Raw genomic sequence first — 16,355 nt, 5'->3', positions numbered from 1 at the left:
CCGAGGGATCGCCGCGAGGGTAGGGAAGGAAGGCCGGTTCCACAAGGAACAGCCCTCGACGGCTTCCGGTCGAGCTTTGGCGCACCGGCTGATCCAGCGCCCTTATGAGCGGGCTTACCCGACCACAGGCCGATGCGCGTCGCCGGTCTATCCAAGAGGATAATTGCAGCGGTTCGGGCACGGGCGCATGATGGTCGGGAAGGCATAGCATAAGCCCGATCGATCATAGGGAGGTCACCATGCGCTGGTTGCTTTTTGCCGCATCGACCGTCGCGCTGGCGGGAACCGCTCTCGCCCAGCCTACACCGGCTCCCAAGGCCGGCAATCTCGACAAGCTCTCGGAATTTCGCCAGACGGGTACGGTCGAGCCGCCCCTGGTCCCGCAGACGGGCCGTCGCGTCGATGCGCTCAAGAAGAATCTCGAACGCGTCAAGCTGCCGTCGGGCTTCACAATCGAGCTTTATGCGGTCGTGCCGGACGCCCGGCACATGGCTGTCGGGCCCTCGACGGGGGTGGTCTTTGCCGGCACACGTAAATCCAAGGTCTATGCCGTCACGGACCGCGACAAAGACCGCGTCGCCGACGAGGTGAAGGAATTCGCGCCCTCCGTGGACTTGAAAATTCCCAACGGCGTCTGCTTCTCGCGCGACGGCATGCTCTATGTTGCCGAGCAGAACCGCCTGCTTGTCTTCCCGGCCGCCGAATTCTTCTACGAGGGACCGGATGTGGCGGCCTTCCTCGTCATAAAACAGGGCGATCTGATCCCGCCCACTGAAGAGAGCTACAACCACACGGCCCGCGTCTGCCGCGTCGGCCCGGACGGCAAGCTCTACATCACCCTCGGCCAGCCCTTCAACGTGCCGCCGAAGGAGAAGGCGGACCTCTATGCCAAGACCGGAATCGGCGGCATCATCCGCATCGACCAGGACGGCAAGAACCGCGAAGTTTTCGCCACCGGCATCCGCAATTCGGTCGGAATGGACTTCAACACCAAGGACGGGACGCTCTGGTTCACCGATAACCAGGTCGACGGGATGGGCGACGACCGGCCGCCGGGCGAGCTCAACCGCGCCGCCGAGGCCGGTCAGAACTTCGGCTTCCCTTGGTACGGCGGCGGTTCGGTCCGTACCACGGAATACCAGGCCGATCCCGTGCCGGAAGGCGTCGTGCCGCCCCAGGTGGAAATGGATCCCCATGCCGCCGACCTCGGCATGACCTTTTATAACGGCACCATGTTCCCGGAGCGCTACCGCGGCGGCATCTTCTCGGCGCAGCATGGTTCCTGGAACCGCACGAAGCCGATCGGCGCCCGCATCATGTTCACGTCGCTCAAGCCTGACGGAACGGTCGACAAGACGGAAGTCTTTGCCGAGGGATGGCTGACCGAGAACGGAGAATATCTTGGGCGACCTGTCGACGTGACGACCCTGCCTGACGGCTCGCTGCTCGTGTCCGATGATACCGCAGGCGCGATCTACCGCGTCTCCTATGAGGGACGGGACTGACGGGCATGCGATGCTCATGCTGCGTCACGGAGCCGGCGGACTATCGGTTCCGTGACGTCGCTTCGTCCTCGCGATGCCTCTATCCTTTCGGCTCGCGGCGGCAGATATGGGGGGCGGCATGATCTCAAAGCTATTATCGCTCGTCGTCGGTATGTGTGTTCTTGCGGCGGGGCCGGCTGAGGCCGCCGACGCCCAGGCCGGGCGGCAGAAGGCGACCACCTGCCAAGCCTGCCATGGCCTCGACGGCCTGTCGAAGCACCCGGAGGCACCGAACCTCGCCGGTCAGATCGAGAACTATCTCGCCAAGGCCCTGCGCGAATATCGATCCGGCGAGCGCAAGAACGAGATGATGACGATTGTCACCAAGGACCTGAGCGACCAGGATATCGACGACCTGGCCGCCTTTTATGCCTCCATCGAGGTCGAGGTCATTCCCCCGCAGTAGACGGCCACTTGGTTCAGCTGCCGCCGTAAAGCGTGCGCGGCAGCCATAAGATGATCTGTGGGAAGATGATGCAGAGCGCGAGGCCGAGCGCCTGCAGGAACAGGAAGGGCAGTGCCGAGCGGAAAATGATGGCCATGGTGATCTGCGGCGGCGCCACGCTTTTCAAGTAAAACAAGGAATAGCCGAAGGGTGGGCTCAAGAAGGCCATCTGCATATTGATCATGAAGATGACGCCATACCACAGGGCGATATCGGACTGTGGAATGCCGGGCAGGCCGAAGACGCCGTCGAAGGTAAGGCTCGTCATGATCGGCAGGAAGATGGGCACGGTCAGCAATAGAATGCCGACCCAATCGAGGAACATGCCGAGGATGATGAGGATCGCCATCATCATGACCAGAATGCCATAAGGCGGCAGACCGGTGCCGAGTATCTGTTCGGCTACGAAGGTCTGCCCGCCCTTGATGATGAAGAAGCCGACGAACATCGTCGCGCCGAAGAAGATCCACATCACCATGGCGGTCGCCTTGAGCGTCGCCATGGCAGCGTCGCTCACATTGATCCAGTTGAGCCGGCGATGCAACGCACCGACGAAGAGGGCGCCGAAGGTGCCGATGCCGGCCGCCTCCACGGGCGTCGCGATACCGAGAAAGATCACGCCCAGGACGAGCACGATGAGCAGGATGGGCGTGATCATCTTGCGCGCGAGGCGGAGCTTCTCGCCGAGCGTCAGCCGTTCCTCGGGCGGGAGGGCCGGGCCGCGCTTCGGATCGATATAGGACAGGATGGTGATATAGGCGATATAGAGACCCGAAAGCAGAAAGCCGGGAAAGACCGAGCCGATGAGGAGCTCACCCAGCGATTGCTGGGCGACGACGGCATAGACGATGGCCATGACGGAGGGCGGGATGAGGATGCCGAGCGTGCCGCCGGCGAGCAGCGCCCCGCAGGCGATGTAGGGGTCATAGTGCCGCTTGAGCATGGCGGGCAGGGCGATCATGCCCATGGTCACTTCCGTCGCGCCGACGACGCCGACCATGGCGGCGAGCGCCGTGCAGGCGATGACGGTGGCGGAAGCAAGGCCCCCTTTGAGGCCGCCGAGCCATTTATAGATGACGTCGAACAGCTCTTCGATGATGCCTGCCTTCTCCAGGATCGCCGCCATGAAGATGAAGAGAGGCACCGCCGACAGCTGGTAGTCGGTCATGAACGGAAAGATGCGGTTCGGCATCATGTTGAGAATTTCGGGCGTGCCGAACACATAAAGAAAGATGAGCGCAAGGCTGCCGGTGCAGAAGGCCATGGGCAGACCAAGCGCCAGCAGCAGGGCGAGCGAGCCGAACAGGAGAACGGAAAGCCACTCGATGCTGATGTCCAAACCCATCGCGCGCCCCCCTCAGGCTCCGAAATGTGTGCTGGCTGGTCCAGCCGCCACCGTGGGCGGGGCACCGCGCGCGACGAAGACGATGTCCTTGATGAGCTTCGACAGGCCCTGCAGGATCATCAGCAGGGCGCCGATGGGAATGGACAATTTGATGGGCCAATAATGCACCCCCCATTCGGTGAAGGAGTGCTCGTTGAGATTGATGGAATCGAGCGCGAAGCGAAGGCCTGTCACGAATAACGTAATCGCAAAAATGAAGAAGAAGACGGAGGTGAAGATGTCCATGAGGGCTCGGCCGCGCGGGCTGAGCTTGACATAGAAGACGTCGACCCGGACATGCGCATCGTCGCGATAGGCATAGGCGCCGGAATAGAGATATTGCATGCCGAACATCAGGAACATGCTCTCATGCACCCAGTTCGTCGGTGAGTTGAAGACATAGCGGCCGAGGACTTCGTAATAGTAGAAGAAGACGGCGATCACCGACCAATAGGCGACATAGACGCCCGCCGCCGTGCTGATGCGGTCCAGAATATCCGTGATCGGCGTGCGCACCCGGGCGGAGGTCGCCTCGGCGGTGCCGGCCATCGGCACCTCGGGCACCGGCGTGATCTCCGCCGGTCGCGCTCCCTCACGTTGGCGCGCGCTGCGCACCAGGCTCGGCAAGAGCGCGGCATCGATCAGCAAGAGGATGGCCATCGCTGTGGCGCCGGCCAATGACAGCCGCTGGCGGTGGCTCATGTCCGCCTGAGCGCTCTCGTAGTCCGTCCTCGTTCTCTGCTCCGTGTCGCGGGCCCGGCTCAGGGCATCGGCACTCCCCGGGCGATTGCTTTGCACGCGGACATCGGCGCGCTGAACGGCGCGCAACGCGAGTTCGTGCTGCTGGCGCGTGCGCGACACATCTTCGCGGACGGTCCGGATCGTGTCGTTGGTCCAAAGGATGAAGCCGAAGACGGGGATGAACAGGAGGCCCCAGGGATTGCGCAGATAGAACCGGTGCAAGCCGAGGAAACCGGCCATCAGCCAGAAGAGGTAAGCGAGCGGCAAATTGATGCCAGCACCAGGGCCGCGGCGGCGCTCGCGCCTGACGAAATAGATCGCGATCAGCGGGAAGATGACGAGGCCCGACCAATAGAGCCAGTGGGGCAAGATGAAGGTGAGGCTTGGCATGGGGGAGCTGCTTGATCGGAAATGTCGAAGAGAAGGGCGCCTCTACAGCTTCTTCGTTCGTCGGGTCGCGAAAGAAGCTGCTCATCCTTGATTATCGTGTTTCCAAGCGCGAACCGGGGGCAATTCGCTCGAAAACGCCTCCGTGGGGCGAACTTGACGTCAAATCCGCCCCACGAAGTCAATCGGATCACCCCGTGCGCCGGGGCCTCGCCTTCAAAGTTCGAGCTTCTGGTCTTTGATCATGTCCTGCGTGACATAGCCGAAGCTCGGGCTCAGCATGATGTCGAGCTGCGCCTGGAACAGCCGCGCGGCATCCTTGTCCTTGTTGGCCCATTTGAACCAGATCGGCACGGCGATGTCGGTGAAGCGCTCGATGTCTTCCTCGCCGAGGCGGTTCACCTCGATGCCGGCCTGCTGGAATTTCGGCCAGGCCTCCATGTCCGCCTTCTGCACCGCTGCATGATGGAGGGCCGAATAAACCTCCACCTCGTCGACCAGGAAGCGCTGCATCTTCGGGGAAACGGCGTTCCAATTGTTCATGTTGACGACGAAATCCATCAAGTCGACAGGCTGATAGATGGATTCGAGGCCGCGTGGCCCCATGGAGATGAATTTCGTCACCTGCTGGAAGCCGAGGTCCCAGTTCACTGCCGGCCCGGTATAGTCAGCGGCATCGATCGTGCCTTTCTCCAGCGCCGAGAACACCTCGCCGCCGGGCAGCAGCGTGGTCTTGGCCCCGGCCGCGGCGAAGGTCTCGGCGATCATGCCGCCCGGCACGCGCAGCTTCAGGTCCCTGAAATCGTCGATCGACCGAATGGGTGTCTTGGAATGGATGATATTGGGGCCGTGGTGGATGCGCCCGACGTAATAGAGGCCCTGTTTGGCAAAGATTTCGCGGGCCATCCTCAGCCCATCCTTGCTGTAGAAGAACACATCCCACTCGTGGGGATAGCGCAGCCCCAGCGTATAGGAACTGAGAAAGGCGGTGGCCGGCAGCTTGCCGGCCCAGTAGAGCGTGAACGAGTTCATCGCCTCGAGAACGCCGTTGCGGACGCCGTCGAGCAGTTCGAAGTCGCCGACAACCTCCTTGGCGGCGAAAGGCCTGAATTCGAGTTCGCCGCCGGTCTTCTCCTTGATGCTGTTCGCCCAATCCTTAAAGGTGGCGAGGCCGACGCCCGCCGGCCAGGAGGTCTGCACCTTCCAGACCGCCGTCTGTGCCTTGGCCGGATTGGAAATGAAGGGGGCGGAAACCGCCGCTGCCCCTCCGGCCACAGCCACCGTGCCCATCGTCTTCAGAAAGCGGCGCCTCCCGGGCGCCTCGCCGGTTCGGTCCATGCGAGACATGTCGTCCTCCTCCGATCTGTGCGGCTCCGTTACGCGAAGTCCGTCCTTTGAGAGGGATAATTTCAGATGTAACTACCCGGCGCAATTCGCCCTTGGGCGTAGCCGGTACAGCTGCCGGCATTGTCGCCCGCGAACCGCCGCGGTGCATGCACCGTCAAAGCCGCGTCGTGCTGATCGTGCGGCCTGAGCCTACGGCATCCTCATCTCGGAGACCCGGACGGGAACCCCAAAGGACCTGATCACGAAGGTGCGGCTACCAGGTCGCACGTTGCGTTCTCCACCTAATCGGTGGCAGTTTCGCCTCGGCCGGGGAGAGGGGCCAATGCCGACGGCGGCATCCCGACGCCTTCCAGGCACAGCGCGACGATAACGAGCCGTAACGGCGGGGAGGAATCGAGTGGCCGCAGACCCGGGCTCCCGGACGGGGGATGTCGATGAGCTATGAATTCGACTTCGCCGCCGTCTTCGCGGCATGGCCGGAACTGTTGCAGGGTCTCATCAATTCGCTCGTTCTCTCGGGCCTGGCCATGGCGATCGGCATGGTCGTCTCGGTGGCCGGTGCGCTCGGCAAGACCTCCGGTCCCAAGCCGCTGCGCTGGCTCATCGACGAATATATCGAGCTGATTCGCAATACGCCCTTCCTCATCCAGATCTTCGTGATCTTCTTTGGCTTGCCCTCCTTCGGCCTGCGGCTCTCGTCCAATGCGGCGGCGCTCCTGGCGCTCGTCGTCAATGTCGGCGCCTATGGCATCGAGATCATCCGCGCCGGCATCGAGAGCATCCAGACGGGGCAGGTCGAGGCCGGCAAGTCGCTCGGCTTGCGACCACTGCAGATCTTCCGCCACATCATCCTGAAGCCGGCAATCCAGGCGGTCTATCCCTCCCTCACCAGCCAGTTCATCCTGCTGATGCTGAACACCAGCGTCTGCTCGGCGATCGCGGCGACGGAATTGACGGCAGTCGCGGGCGATATCCAGTCGCGGACCTTCCGGAGCTTCGAGGTCTATTTCGTGGTCACTTGCATGTATTTCGGCATGTCGGTCTTTTTCTGGACTGTGTTCGCGGCCATCGAGCGCAGGTTCCTGCGCGTTCCAGCCCGGTAGGGGAAGCCGATGCGCGAACTCGGTCTGAGCGACATCATCTTCATCATCGCCGCGGTGCGCTGGACTTTGCTGTTGTCGCTCGTCGCCTTCCTCGGCGGGGCGGTGGGCGGCATCCTGGTGGCGCTTGCGCGCACCGGCGAGTTCAAATGGCTCAGGCTCGCCGCCAATGGCTATATCAGGGTCTTCCAGGGCACGCCGCTGCTCATGCAGCTCTTCCTCGCCTTCTTCGTGCCGGGGCTGTTCGGCTGGTCAGTCGACCCCTGGAGCGCGGCGGCGCTCGGCCTGTCACTTCACGCCAGCGCCTTTCTCGGCGAGATCTGGCGTGGCGCGATCGAGGTCGTGCCAAGGGGGCAATGGGAAGCGGGAACGTCGCTCGGGCTGCGCTATGGCCCGAAAATGATGCTGATCATCGTGCCGCAGGCGGTGCGGGTCGCCATTCCGCCGACGATCGGCTTCCTCGTCCAGCTCATCAAAGGCACCTCGCTCGCGTCCATCATTGGATTCGTCGAGCTGACCCGGGCCGCCCAGGTGATCAACAACGCGACCTTCCGGCCTTTCACCATCTTCGCACTTGTCGCGCTCATCTATTATCTGCTGTGCCGACCACTTTCGGCCTATAGCAAGAGGATGGAGCGCAAGCTGCTCGTCGCCGCCCGCTGATTGCGGCGGCCAATCGCCGACTTTCAAACGGAGAGGAGAACGCCCAATGTCCCTGTTCAAGTCCATTTGCCGCCGGAGTCTCGGCGCACTGGCTTTCGCCGGCATCGTCGCCGCAAGCCTGGGAATCGCCCCCGCGAGCGCGGCCACGCCGGAGGAGATCAAGGCGCGCGGCAAGCTCATGGTGGGCGTTTTGACCGATTATCCGCCCTTCGGCGGAACCGACGCCCAGCAGCAGCCGGCCGGCTATGACGTCGATGTGGCGAAGCTGCTGGCGAAGTCGCTCGGCGTGGAGCTCGAACTCGTTCCCGTGACGGGGCCGAACCGCATTCCGTATCTGCTGACGAACAAGATCGACGTCCTCATCGCCACCTTCGGCATAACGGCCGAGCGTGCCAAGCAGGTGCTGTTCTCCAATCCCTATAGCGCGCTGACGATCTATGTGCTGGCGCCCAAGAGCCTCAGCATCAAGACGCCGGAGGATCTGAAGTCCGTCTCGATCAGCGTGGCGCGCGCCTCCACGCAGGACACCGCCATCAGCGCAATCGCGCCCCCAGGCACCGAGCTGAAGCGCTTCGACGACGACGCCACCGCGCTGCAGGCGCTTATCTCCGGTCAAGTACAGGCGATCGGCGCCAGCAACACCATTCTCGCCCAGCTCAACAAGGACTATCCGCAGCTGCAGATGGAGCCGAAGCTGACGTTGCGCGAGCAGGCCAACGGCATGGCCTTTCGCAAATCCGACACCGCTCTGCAGCAATATGCCAATAGCTTCATCGCCGAGATCGAGAAGAACGGGGAACTGAGCGCCATCAATCAGCGCTGGTTCGGCACGCCGCTCACCAAGCTGCCGCCCATGCCGCAACTCTAAGCATCGCCCCAGCGGGCTCTCCGCGCGTAAATGCGTGGCGCCACTCGCGCAGACTTGCGGCAAGTTCGGCCGATGCTCGCACTTGGCTTTCCTCGGCCGCATATCCTCACCATGGAGACTTGAATGTCACCTCCCGATCAATTGCGTGCATTGCTGGCCGAGCCGGATTTCGTCGTCATGCCGGCGGTATGGGACGGGCTGAGCGCCAAGCTTGCCGCAAAGGCAGGCTTTCGTACCGCTTTCCTGTCCGGCTCCTGTGTGGCGGCCTCGCGGCTCGGCGGGCCCGATCTCGACCTGATCTCCTTTCCGGAGATGCTCGATTCCTTGCAGATGGTGCGCGGCGCAGCGCCCGAGACCTTGTTGTTGGCCGACGGCGACCATGGCTACGGCAATGCCATGAATGTGCAGCGCACCGTCCGCGCCTATGGCCGGGTCGGCGCCGCCGCGATCCTGATCGAGGATAAGGTGACGCCGCGCGCGCTGACGGCGAACGGCAAGCCCTGCCTGTCGCGCGACGAAGCACGGATGAAGATCCGCGCAGCGGTTCAGGCGGCCAAGGATTCGGGCATCCTGGTGATGGCCCGCACCGATTGCCGGCCGACGCTCGGCATCGAGGAGGCGCTCGCGCGCATCGAGATGTATGTGGAAGAGGGGGCCGATATCCTGTTTCTCGACTCGCCGGCGGACGAGGCCGAGATCAAGCGCGCGGTGGCGGCCGCCCAAGGCCGGCCGTCCTTTGCCGTGCTCTCGCCCGGTGGGCCGCGTGAGACGCCCTCGCAGGTGCGGGCGAAGGAGCTCGGCCTCAAGATCGGCACCTATCCGACGGCGCTGATCTCGCCGGTCGCCGCGGGGATACAAGCCGGGCTTGCCGCGCTCGCGGCAGACCGGCCTGAAGCGGACACGGCGCTCGAGCCGAGCGAGCTTCGGGCCGTGCTCGGCTACGCCGATTACGAGGCGGCGGCCCGGCCCTTCGTCATCGGCGGTTGACGCCGGCGAAGCAACCGGCGGCAACCACACTGTTTCGATGGACGAGAGGGCGCCCCAAAAGGCGCCCCTCTCACTATCTGCGAAGACACCAAACTCTAGGCAGCGCTGCGAGATCGTCGCCGTACGGCGATGATCCAGAGGCTTTCGATAGTCCGATCAGGTTGTCAATCAAGGTCTCGGACCGTCGAGTGCCTTGTCGGCGAGAAATTTAGAGACGACATCGGCAATCTGGACATTGTTGAGATCCAGCATGAGGAGATGGGTATTCCCCTTGATGCCGAGATCCGGCAGATAGACGATCTCCGCATCTCCCCCGATCCCATTCACCAGCTCCGCGAATTTTCTCGCGTAAGCAAGGCTGATCCGGCGGCGCTCCGGTCCTCGGACCTTCACCGACTCGCTCGGAATATAGTCTGCGAAGATCATCTGGATCTTCACGTTCTTGAGTTTCGCAAATTCCTCTGCGCTGACTTCAAGTCCGGGATCTTGGGGCTTATTGTTGAACCCGGTGATGATCGGCTCGGGCCGCTGACCGGCCGGGAAGACGAAGGCGGAGGGCTCGAACGCCTCGATCGCCTTGATATGGGCTCCCTGGGTTGCCGTATAGAAGCCCATCACGCCGCTACCGGAATGGGTGACGAGTACCGAATCGCCGATCTTGTCCAGAAGGGCGTTGACCGCTTTGGCATTGCGCGCATTTGCGTCGTCACCTTCGCTTTCGGGGTATCTCGCGCGCAAAACCTGGTTCAGCCACTCCTTGTTATCGGCCGGAACTTGGACGCCCGGATTGAACTTCGGCGGATCCGGCGGATTCCACGTACCGAACCGCCACCCGTCGAAAGTATATTGATCTAATCCTTTGCTCGGCTTGTAGAGAAGCTCCTCGCAACCATTGGCGGCGCGGCCCTGGCCGGGAAGGTCGATCAGGTAAACGGGAAAATTGCGGCGCAGAAATATGCTTTGAAAGCCATCTCGTCCGTCCGGTGAGGATTCCCAAGTTACCGTGCTGGCACTGTGCCAGAACACGAGTGGATATTGCCGGGCCTGAACCGGAATTTGGAACTGGGCATAGCCATGGCCGCAATGCAGGCTGTTGCCTTTGTCGTCGCTGATCACCGATCCGCCGAACGTAAAGGCGCCCATTCGCGACAGAACGATCGGCGGAGAATCCGCGGTGGCTGGGCCGGAGGAGGTGCCACTCTGCGCCAAGGCCGCGCCGCTCATGAGAATAGCCCCGAGCGCCAGTGCAGATCGGCCCCAGCGTTTTAGTCCGGCCCCTCGTCCGGATCTCGGCCGAGGGGGATCGACCGCGTGTTTCTCAGGCTGTTCATCGGTCCTTGAGCGCTTAGAGATCATCGTTCCATCTCCCAATCAATTCTTGTTGACCACGATCTGCGCGGAGCCGGCATCTTGTTGCGCGCGAGATCATCCTGCCGTCGCCGGCGGCAGCCGGCCGGCTGGGCGAAACCTTGACGGTGAGTATTTCCATTGTCAACAATTGACAATAATATGAAATGATTATCTGCTGGTCTGCAGGCGTTCAGCCTCCGCCGTCTCCTCCCCGATCGGCCCGATTTCGGTTATCGAGAGCGCCGGCCGAGCCTCCCGCCTGCGCAGCACCCGCCGGCCGTCCTTGACGTAAGAAAAAGCCCAAATGGCGATGCCGGGCCCGCTGGCCACGGCCGCGTGGATGCCCCACGAGGATGTTCGCCCTGCGGGAGGCGGCCCATGGAAATCGGACGGAATTGAGCGTAGGTGGGCAGCCGGGAAATAGCTCTGGAGACGACGATGACGATGAACAGCAGAACGTCCGATTTCGGCCGGTTCGACATCAACGAGATCGCTTCGTCTTTTCCGCCGCAGGCGGATACGCTGCTCCTCGACACCTATCTAACCAATGGGGAGGCTGCGAGCGCCCGCGTCTTCCGCGTCTATCGCCCGACGCCAGCGCATTATCACGCCAGCTGCGACGAATATCTCTATGTCGTTTCCGGACGCGGCACCTTCTGGATGGGGAGCCCCGACAATCTCAGGACCTTCGCGCCCGGGCAGCTTCTGTTCTTCACCCGCGGGACCGTGCATGCCCTGCCCGATATTCTGGAAGCGCCAGTTGTCTTCCTGTCGATCGATACGCCGCGGCGCGATCCGAAGGACATCATCTTCGCCAATCCAGAAGACGGCACACCCGAGACCTTCATCCGCAATCGACAGCCCTGAACGCGAGGCACCTTCCACGTTCTCCTCGCACCCCATTAGAGCCGGCGCGATCCGCAGCCGACCGCGTCAAGCCCGATAGATCCCCGGAAAGGAATTCAGTCATGAAAGCGATCGGCTATCACAAGTCGCTGCCCATCACGGATGACGAAGCCCTCGTCGAGCTCGATCTGCCGATGCCGGAGCCCGGACCGCGCGATCTGCGCGTCGCGGTCAAGGCGGTTTCCGTCAATCCTGTCGACGTGAAGCTGCGCGCACGCGCCGCCCCGCCCGCCGGGTCGCCGCGCGTCCTCGGCTTCGATGCCGCCGGCGTTGTCGAGGCGGTCGGCGCAGAGGTCACGCTGTTCAAGCCCGGCGACGAGGTGTTCTACGCAGGCGTGATGACTCGCCCCGGCAGCAACAGCGAATTCCACCTGGTCGACGAGCGCATCGCCGGCCCTAAGCCACGCTCGCTCTCCTTTGCCGAGGCGGCGGCGTTGCCGCTCACTGCCATGACGGCATGGGAGCTCCTGTTCGACCGACTGGGCGTGGCTTATGGCCGCAAGACCGGCGGCGGCACGCTCCTCATCGTCAACGGGGCCGGCGGTGTCGGCTCCATCTTGACGCAGATCGCGCGCCGCCTCACCGGGCTCACCGTCGTCGCTACAGCCTCCCGACCGGAAACCATCGCCTGGGTTGAGAAGATGGGCGCCGACCACGTCATCGACCATCGCCGGCCGCTCGATGAGGAGCTCAAAGCGATCGGCATTCCGGAGGTGGAGTATGTCGCCGGGCTCACGGCGACGGATGCGCATCTGCCGGCCATCGCCGAGGCCCTCGCGCCGCAGGGCAAGCTCGCACTGATCGACGACCCGAAAGTGCTCGACATCGTGCCGCTCAAGCGCAAGAGCATTTCAGTGCATTGGGAGCTGATGTTCACCCGGCCGATGTTCCAGACGCCGGATATGATCGAGCAGCATCGCATCCTCACCGAGGTGGCGGCCCTCGTCGATGCCGGCGTTCTGCGGACGACGCTGACCGATGATCTCGGCCCTATCACGGCAGCCAATCTCCGGCGTGCCCACGCACTTCTTGAAAGCGGCCGCGCCATCGGCAAGACCGTTCTTGCCGGCTTCGACACGCAAAGATGAAGCCCACGCCCTCGCGTGCTCTCCACCTTCTGCGCGCGCAACCGGTGCGAGCGCAGAAGGTCGTGCCCGTGCACGGCGCATGGACGGCTAGAGCTGGAGCGGGGTGATCGCCCGGCTTCAGGCCGGCTTGCATGTTACTGCGGTCCAGAATCGCTGACGTCACTCGCCGATCGGTTGCCGAGACGCGCCGCATCCTGGCGGCCGCCGGCCGCTGAGATCCAAACCGAGCGCGACCAGCATGCGACGGATCTGTCGCGCCGAGAGCGCCATCATGCGACCTCGGCCGCTCGTCAGGCCGGGGCATTTGCCCAGCGCGTGGCGCATTTCCGCTAACGTCCAGTTTCGCACGGACATTACGGCAAGAGTGGGATCCAACGGGCAAGCGCCGGGTTCTCTCATGAGCAACCCAGCTGAAAGCGTGGCCATGGCCAATCCGGCTCTATCTCCGCCTGTCGTACAGCCCACAAGGTCGCCGATACTGACCGCCGGCGGCATCGTTTTGGCGATCGGGACGCTGTACTTCGGCCGGGACATCTTCATCCCCTTCGCGCTGGCCATTCTCCTGAGCTTCGCGCTCACCCCTCTGGTGAACTGGCTCAGGCGCCTGAAGCTGCCGCGGATCGCGGCGGTGCTCATCGCCGTCGCGCTCGCTTTCATCCTGATCGGCGGCATCGGCTTCGTCGTCGGTCGCCAGCTCGTGCAGCTCGCCAATAATCTGCCGACCTACCAGACCAACATTGCCCAGAAGATCCGCTCCCTGCAACAATCTGCACCGGGCGGCGGCGTCGTCGATAAAGTCACCACCACAATCGAGGATCTCAGCAAGCAGATTTCCGGCGAGGGGAGCCCGGATGGCACGGCAGCCGCGCCACCGGGACCCGCACTCGGCGGCAGCACAGCGCAGGAACCGCTAACCGTCAGGCTGGAGCCTCCGCGACCCCGCCCGCTGGAGATGATCCAAACGGTCGTGGGGCCGCTCCTCGCGCCGCTCGCGACGGCCGGCCTCGTCATCATCTTCGTGATCTTCGTGCTGCTCGAGCGTGAGGATCTGCGCGACCGCTTCATCAAGCTCGTGGGGGCGGGCGATCTGCAGAAGAGCACGCAGGCGATCAACGATGCGGCCTCCCGGGTCAGCCGCTACCTGCTGATGCAGCTTGTCATAAACCTGACCTACGGCATTCCGATCGGCGTTGCGCTCTATTTCATCGGCGTGCCCAACGCGGTGCTGTGGGGCCTGCTTGCGGCCGTCTTGCGGTTCGTTCCGTATCTCGGCCCGTTTCTGGCCGCCCTCTTTCCCATTGCGCTCGCGGTTGCGGTGGATCCCGGCTGGACCATGCTGTTCTGGGTTCTGGCCCTCTTCATCGTGGCGGAGCTCATCAGCAACAACGTCTTCGAGCCGTGGCTCTACGGGTCCAGCACGGGCCTGTCGTCGCTCGCCATCATCATGGCGGCGATCTTCTGGACGTCATTGTGGGGCCCCGTTGGGCTCTTCCTCGCAACGCCCCTGACAGTCTGCCTCGTCGTGATCGGCCGTTATGTTCCGCAACTGGAGTTCCTGGGCGTCCTCCTCGGCAGCGACCCGGTGCTCGCACCAGAGGAGCGCCTCTACCAGCGCCTAATGGCCGGCAATCTGGAAGAAGCCGTGGAGCTGGCCGAGGATTATGTCGACGAGAACTCGTCGCTCGCCTTTTACGACAATGTGGCCATTCCCGCGCTTCGTCTGGCAGAGAACGATCGTCAGCGCAGTAGCACCGACACCAACTATCGCCGGCTCGTGGCCGAGACGGCGATCTGCGTGGTCCAGGAAGTGGAGGACCACGTCCGGGAAAAGACCGGATCGACCGAGGAGCCGAGCAAGGGCAAAGGTGGCGATACGTCATCGTCGGTCGCAGAGGCGCAGCCGGCCTCGGTTCTCTGCCTGGCGGGACGGACGGAGGTCGATCGCGCGGCGGCCGAGATGGTAGCGCAAGTGCTGGGGGAACGGGGTGTCGGCACACGCGTCCTGCCGCCGATCGCCGTCAGCCAGGGGACGCTCGGGCAGCTCGACCTGCAAGGCGTGGAGGTGGTGTGCCTGTCCTATCTTCACCCACAGCCGCAGGTCTATGCCCGCTACATCTGCCGTCGCCTGCGCCGCCGGGCGCCCGGCGTGAAGCTCGTCGTCTGTGCCTGGAATTTGGCCCCTGGCAGCGGACAGACCGAGGACCTGACGACGCAGATGGCGGCCGATGCGGTCTTCGCTTCTCTCGAGGCCTGCGTCGACCAGATAGATGCGTGGGGCCTGCGGCCGACATCTCCTGCCACAATCTCACCGGTTGCTCATGACACCGAGCAGGAGCAGTCCCAGGCGCTGCACGACCTCGGCCTGGTGGCGGGCAGGAGGCAGCAATTCGAGAGTGTTTCCCGAACGGTTTCCCAAGTTTTTGACGCCCCGATCGCCCTCGTCTCCCTCGTGGACCTCGTCCATCGGCCTCCGGCCGACCCCGGCTCGCAGGACGCCCAAGGCGATGGAAGCGAATCGTCTCATGAATCGCTCGACGCCCACGTGATCGCAGCGAATGAGGTGCTCGTATCCGAGGACGTAACCAAGGATCCGCGCTTTGCCGACGATCCGCTCGTGCTGGAGAAGGGCCTTCGCTTCTATGCGGGAGCCCCTTTGCGAACCTCCTCCGGACTGGTGATTGGCGCGCTCTGCGTCATCGACACCAAACCGCGGAAGTTCCCCGAGCCCGATCGTCGACGTCTGCAGGAACTGGCCGACGAACTGATGGCCGATCTCGAAAGCCGGCCGACGGAGGACGAGAACCCTCTTCCCAGTGCTGTTGGAACGGGCGGTTCATCACGATAGCGAAGAGGCGTTTCCTCGGACGGCCATTTGCGCCGCGTTCAAAAACACCACTTTGTGAGCGTCGCACGGGGTGACATAACACGAGCCGGGCTTTGACGGTCCGGACGGAGGCGGGAACGACTATGGAATGGGTGATACTCGCAATCATCGTCGTCGCGGTGATCTATGGCATCGCGACCTATAACGGGCTCGTGAGCCTTCGGCAGCGCGTCAACCAGGCCTTCGCCGACATCGACGTGCAGCTGAAGCAGCGCCACGACCTCATTCCCAATCTCGTCGAAACCGTGAAAGGCTATGCGGCACACGAGAAGACGACGCTCGACGCCGTGGTCGAGGCCCGCAACAAGGCCCTCGTCGCGCAGGGGCCGGCGCAGCAGGCTGCTGCCGAGCAGCAGCTCTCGGGCGCGCTAGGCCGGCTGATCGCCCTCAGCGAGGCCTATCCGGACCTGAAGGCGAGCGCCAATTTTCAGCAGCTCCAGACCGACCTCTCGGATGTCGAGAACAAGCTCGCGGCGGCGCGGCGCTTCTTCAACAATGCGGTCAGCGAATACAATGCCGCCATCCAAGCCCTGCCGGCCGCGCTCTTCGCCGGTCCCCTCGGCTTTCAGCCACGCGAGTTCTTCGACGTCGGCGCGGAGGCGCGCCAGACGCTGGACGTCGCCCCGAGCGTCAAGTTCTGACGCCGCGCCGGCAAGGCGGC

At 63.4% G+C, this 16,355-nt stretch carries 14 protein-coding genes; 10 read left to right on the top strand and 4 right to left on the bottom strand.

Translation table 11 applies throughout. From position 1 onward, the window contains the following. Positions 1–239: 239 nt before the first annotated feature. Both ACFQU1_RS06615 and ACFQU1_RS06610 read left to right on the top strand, forming a co-directional pair. Complete coding sequence (locus ACFQU1_RS06615; protein WP_378130557.1) at positions 240–1,505, top strand: PQQ-dependent sugar dehydrogenase; 1,266 nt, start codon at positions 240–242, stop codon at positions 1,503–1,505. Between the two features lie 118 nt (positions 1,506–1,623). Beyond that, positions 1,624–1,950: a c-type cytochrome gene (locus tag ACFQU1_RS06610; RefSeq protein WP_378130555.1), complete on the top strand. Its 327-nt coding sequence runs from the start codon at positions 1,624–1,626 to the stop codon at positions 1,948–1,950. A 13-nt stretch (positions 1,951–1,963) separates the two neighbouring features. On the opposite strand, the gene ACFQU1_RS06605 is transcribed toward ACFQU1_RS06610, so the two are convergent. The 3 genes from ACFQU1_RS06605 to dctP all read right to left on the bottom strand — a co-directional run bounded on the left by ACFQU1_RS06605 (position 1,964) and on the right by dctP (position 5,848). Further along, complete coding sequence (locus ACFQU1_RS06605; protein ID WP_378130553.1) at positions 1,964–3,334, bottom strand: TRAP transporter large permease subunit; 1,371 nt, start codon at positions 3,332–3,334, stop codon at positions 1,964–1,966. 12 nt (positions 3,335–3,346) lie between these two features. Then, positions 3,347–4,504 (bottom strand): TRAP transporter small permease subunit, encoded by a 1,158-nt coding sequence (locus ACFQU1_RS06600; protein ID WP_378130551.1) that lies wholly within the window; start codon positions 4,502–4,504, stop codon positions 3,347–3,349. Positions 4,505–4,717: 213 nt separating this feature from the next. Beyond that, positions 4,718–5,848, bottom strand: coding sequence for a TRAP transporter substrate-binding protein DctP (gene dctP, locus ACFQU1_RS06595; protein WP_378130549.1), 1,131 nt, complete (start codon positions 5,846–5,848; stop codon positions 4,718–4,720). 434 nt (positions 5,849–6,282) lie between these two features. Here dctP and ACFQU1_RS06590 point away from each other — a divergent pair, with 434 nt between their 5' ends. From ACFQU1_RS06590 to ACFQU1_RS06575, 4 genes are all read left to right on the top strand, one after another. After that, the gene (locus tag ACFQU1_RS06590) at positions 6,283–6,951 is read left to right on the top strand and encodes an amino acid ABC transporter permease (protein WP_378130547.1); all 669 of its coding nucleotides are present in this window, start codon (positions 6,283–6,285) and stop codon (positions 6,949–6,951) included. A gap of 9 nt (positions 6,952–6,960) precedes the next feature. Further along, entirely contained in the window at positions 6,961–7,611 is a 651-nt protein-coding gene (locus ACFQU1_RS06585) for an amino acid ABC transporter permease (protein WP_378130545.1), read from the top strand. A 46-nt stretch (positions 7,612–7,657) separates the two neighbouring features. Next, the gene (locus ACFQU1_RS06580; RefSeq protein WP_378130543.1) at positions 7,658–8,479 is read left to right on the top strand and encodes a transporter substrate-binding domain-containing protein; all 822 of its coding nucleotides are present in this window, start codon (positions 7,658–7,660) and stop codon (positions 8,477–8,479) included. A gap of 123 nt (positions 8,480–8,602) precedes the next feature. After that, positions 8,603–9,466: an oxaloacetate decarboxylase gene (locus ACFQU1_RS06575; RefSeq protein ID WP_378130541.1), complete on the top strand. Its 864-nt coding sequence runs from the start codon at positions 8,603–8,605 to the stop codon at positions 9,464–9,466. A 168-nt stretch (positions 9,467–9,634) separates the two neighbouring features. Here ACFQU1_RS06575 and ACFQU1_RS06570 read toward each other — a convergent pair whose 3' ends face one another. Continuing rightward, positions 9,635–10,690: an alpha/beta fold hydrolase gene (locus ACFQU1_RS06570; protein WP_378130539.1), complete on the bottom strand. Its 1,056-nt coding sequence runs from the start codon at positions 10,688–10,690 to the stop codon at positions 9,635–9,637. 564 nt (positions 10,691–11,254) lie between these two features. On the opposite strand from ACFQU1_RS06570, the gene ACFQU1_RS06565 reads away from it, so the two are divergent. From ACFQU1_RS06565 to ACFQU1_RS06550, 4 genes are all read left to right on the top strand, one after another. Next, a complete protein-coding gene (locus ACFQU1_RS06565) occupies positions 11,255–11,683 on the top strand; it encodes a cupin domain-containing protein (protein ID WP_378130537.1) in 429 nt (142 codons plus the stop codon). 101 nt (positions 11,684–11,784) lie between these two features. Further along, positions 11,785–12,810, top strand: coding sequence for a zinc-binding alcohol dehydrogenase family protein (locus ACFQU1_RS06560; RefSeq protein ID WP_378130535.1), 1,026 nt, complete (start codon positions 11,785–11,787; stop codon positions 12,808–12,810). 397 nt (positions 12,811–13,207) lie between these two features. Continuing rightward, on the top strand, positions 13,208–15,655 hold the full coding sequence (locus ACFQU1_RS06555) for an AI-2E family transporter (RefSeq protein WP_378130533.1): 2,448 nt from the start codon (positions 13,208–13,210) through the stop codon (positions 15,653–15,655). Positions 15,656–15,777: 122 nt separating this feature from the next. Beyond that, the gene (locus tag ACFQU1_RS06550) at positions 15,778–16,335 is read left to right on the top strand and encodes a LemA family protein (protein WP_378130531.1); all 558 of its coding nucleotides are present in this window, start codon (positions 15,778–15,780) and stop codon (positions 16,333–16,335) included. The last annotated feature ends 20 nt before the right edge of the window (positions 16,336–16,355 follow it).

The organism is Chelatococcus sp. GCM10030263 (genome assembly GCF_042666455.1).
GTDB lineage: Bacteria > Pseudomonadota > Alphaproteobacteria > Rhizobiales > Beijerinckiaceae > Chelatococcus.
Note: the sequence above shows the minus strand (reverse complement) of the source record. Positions and strands in the feature narration are given on the sequence as shown.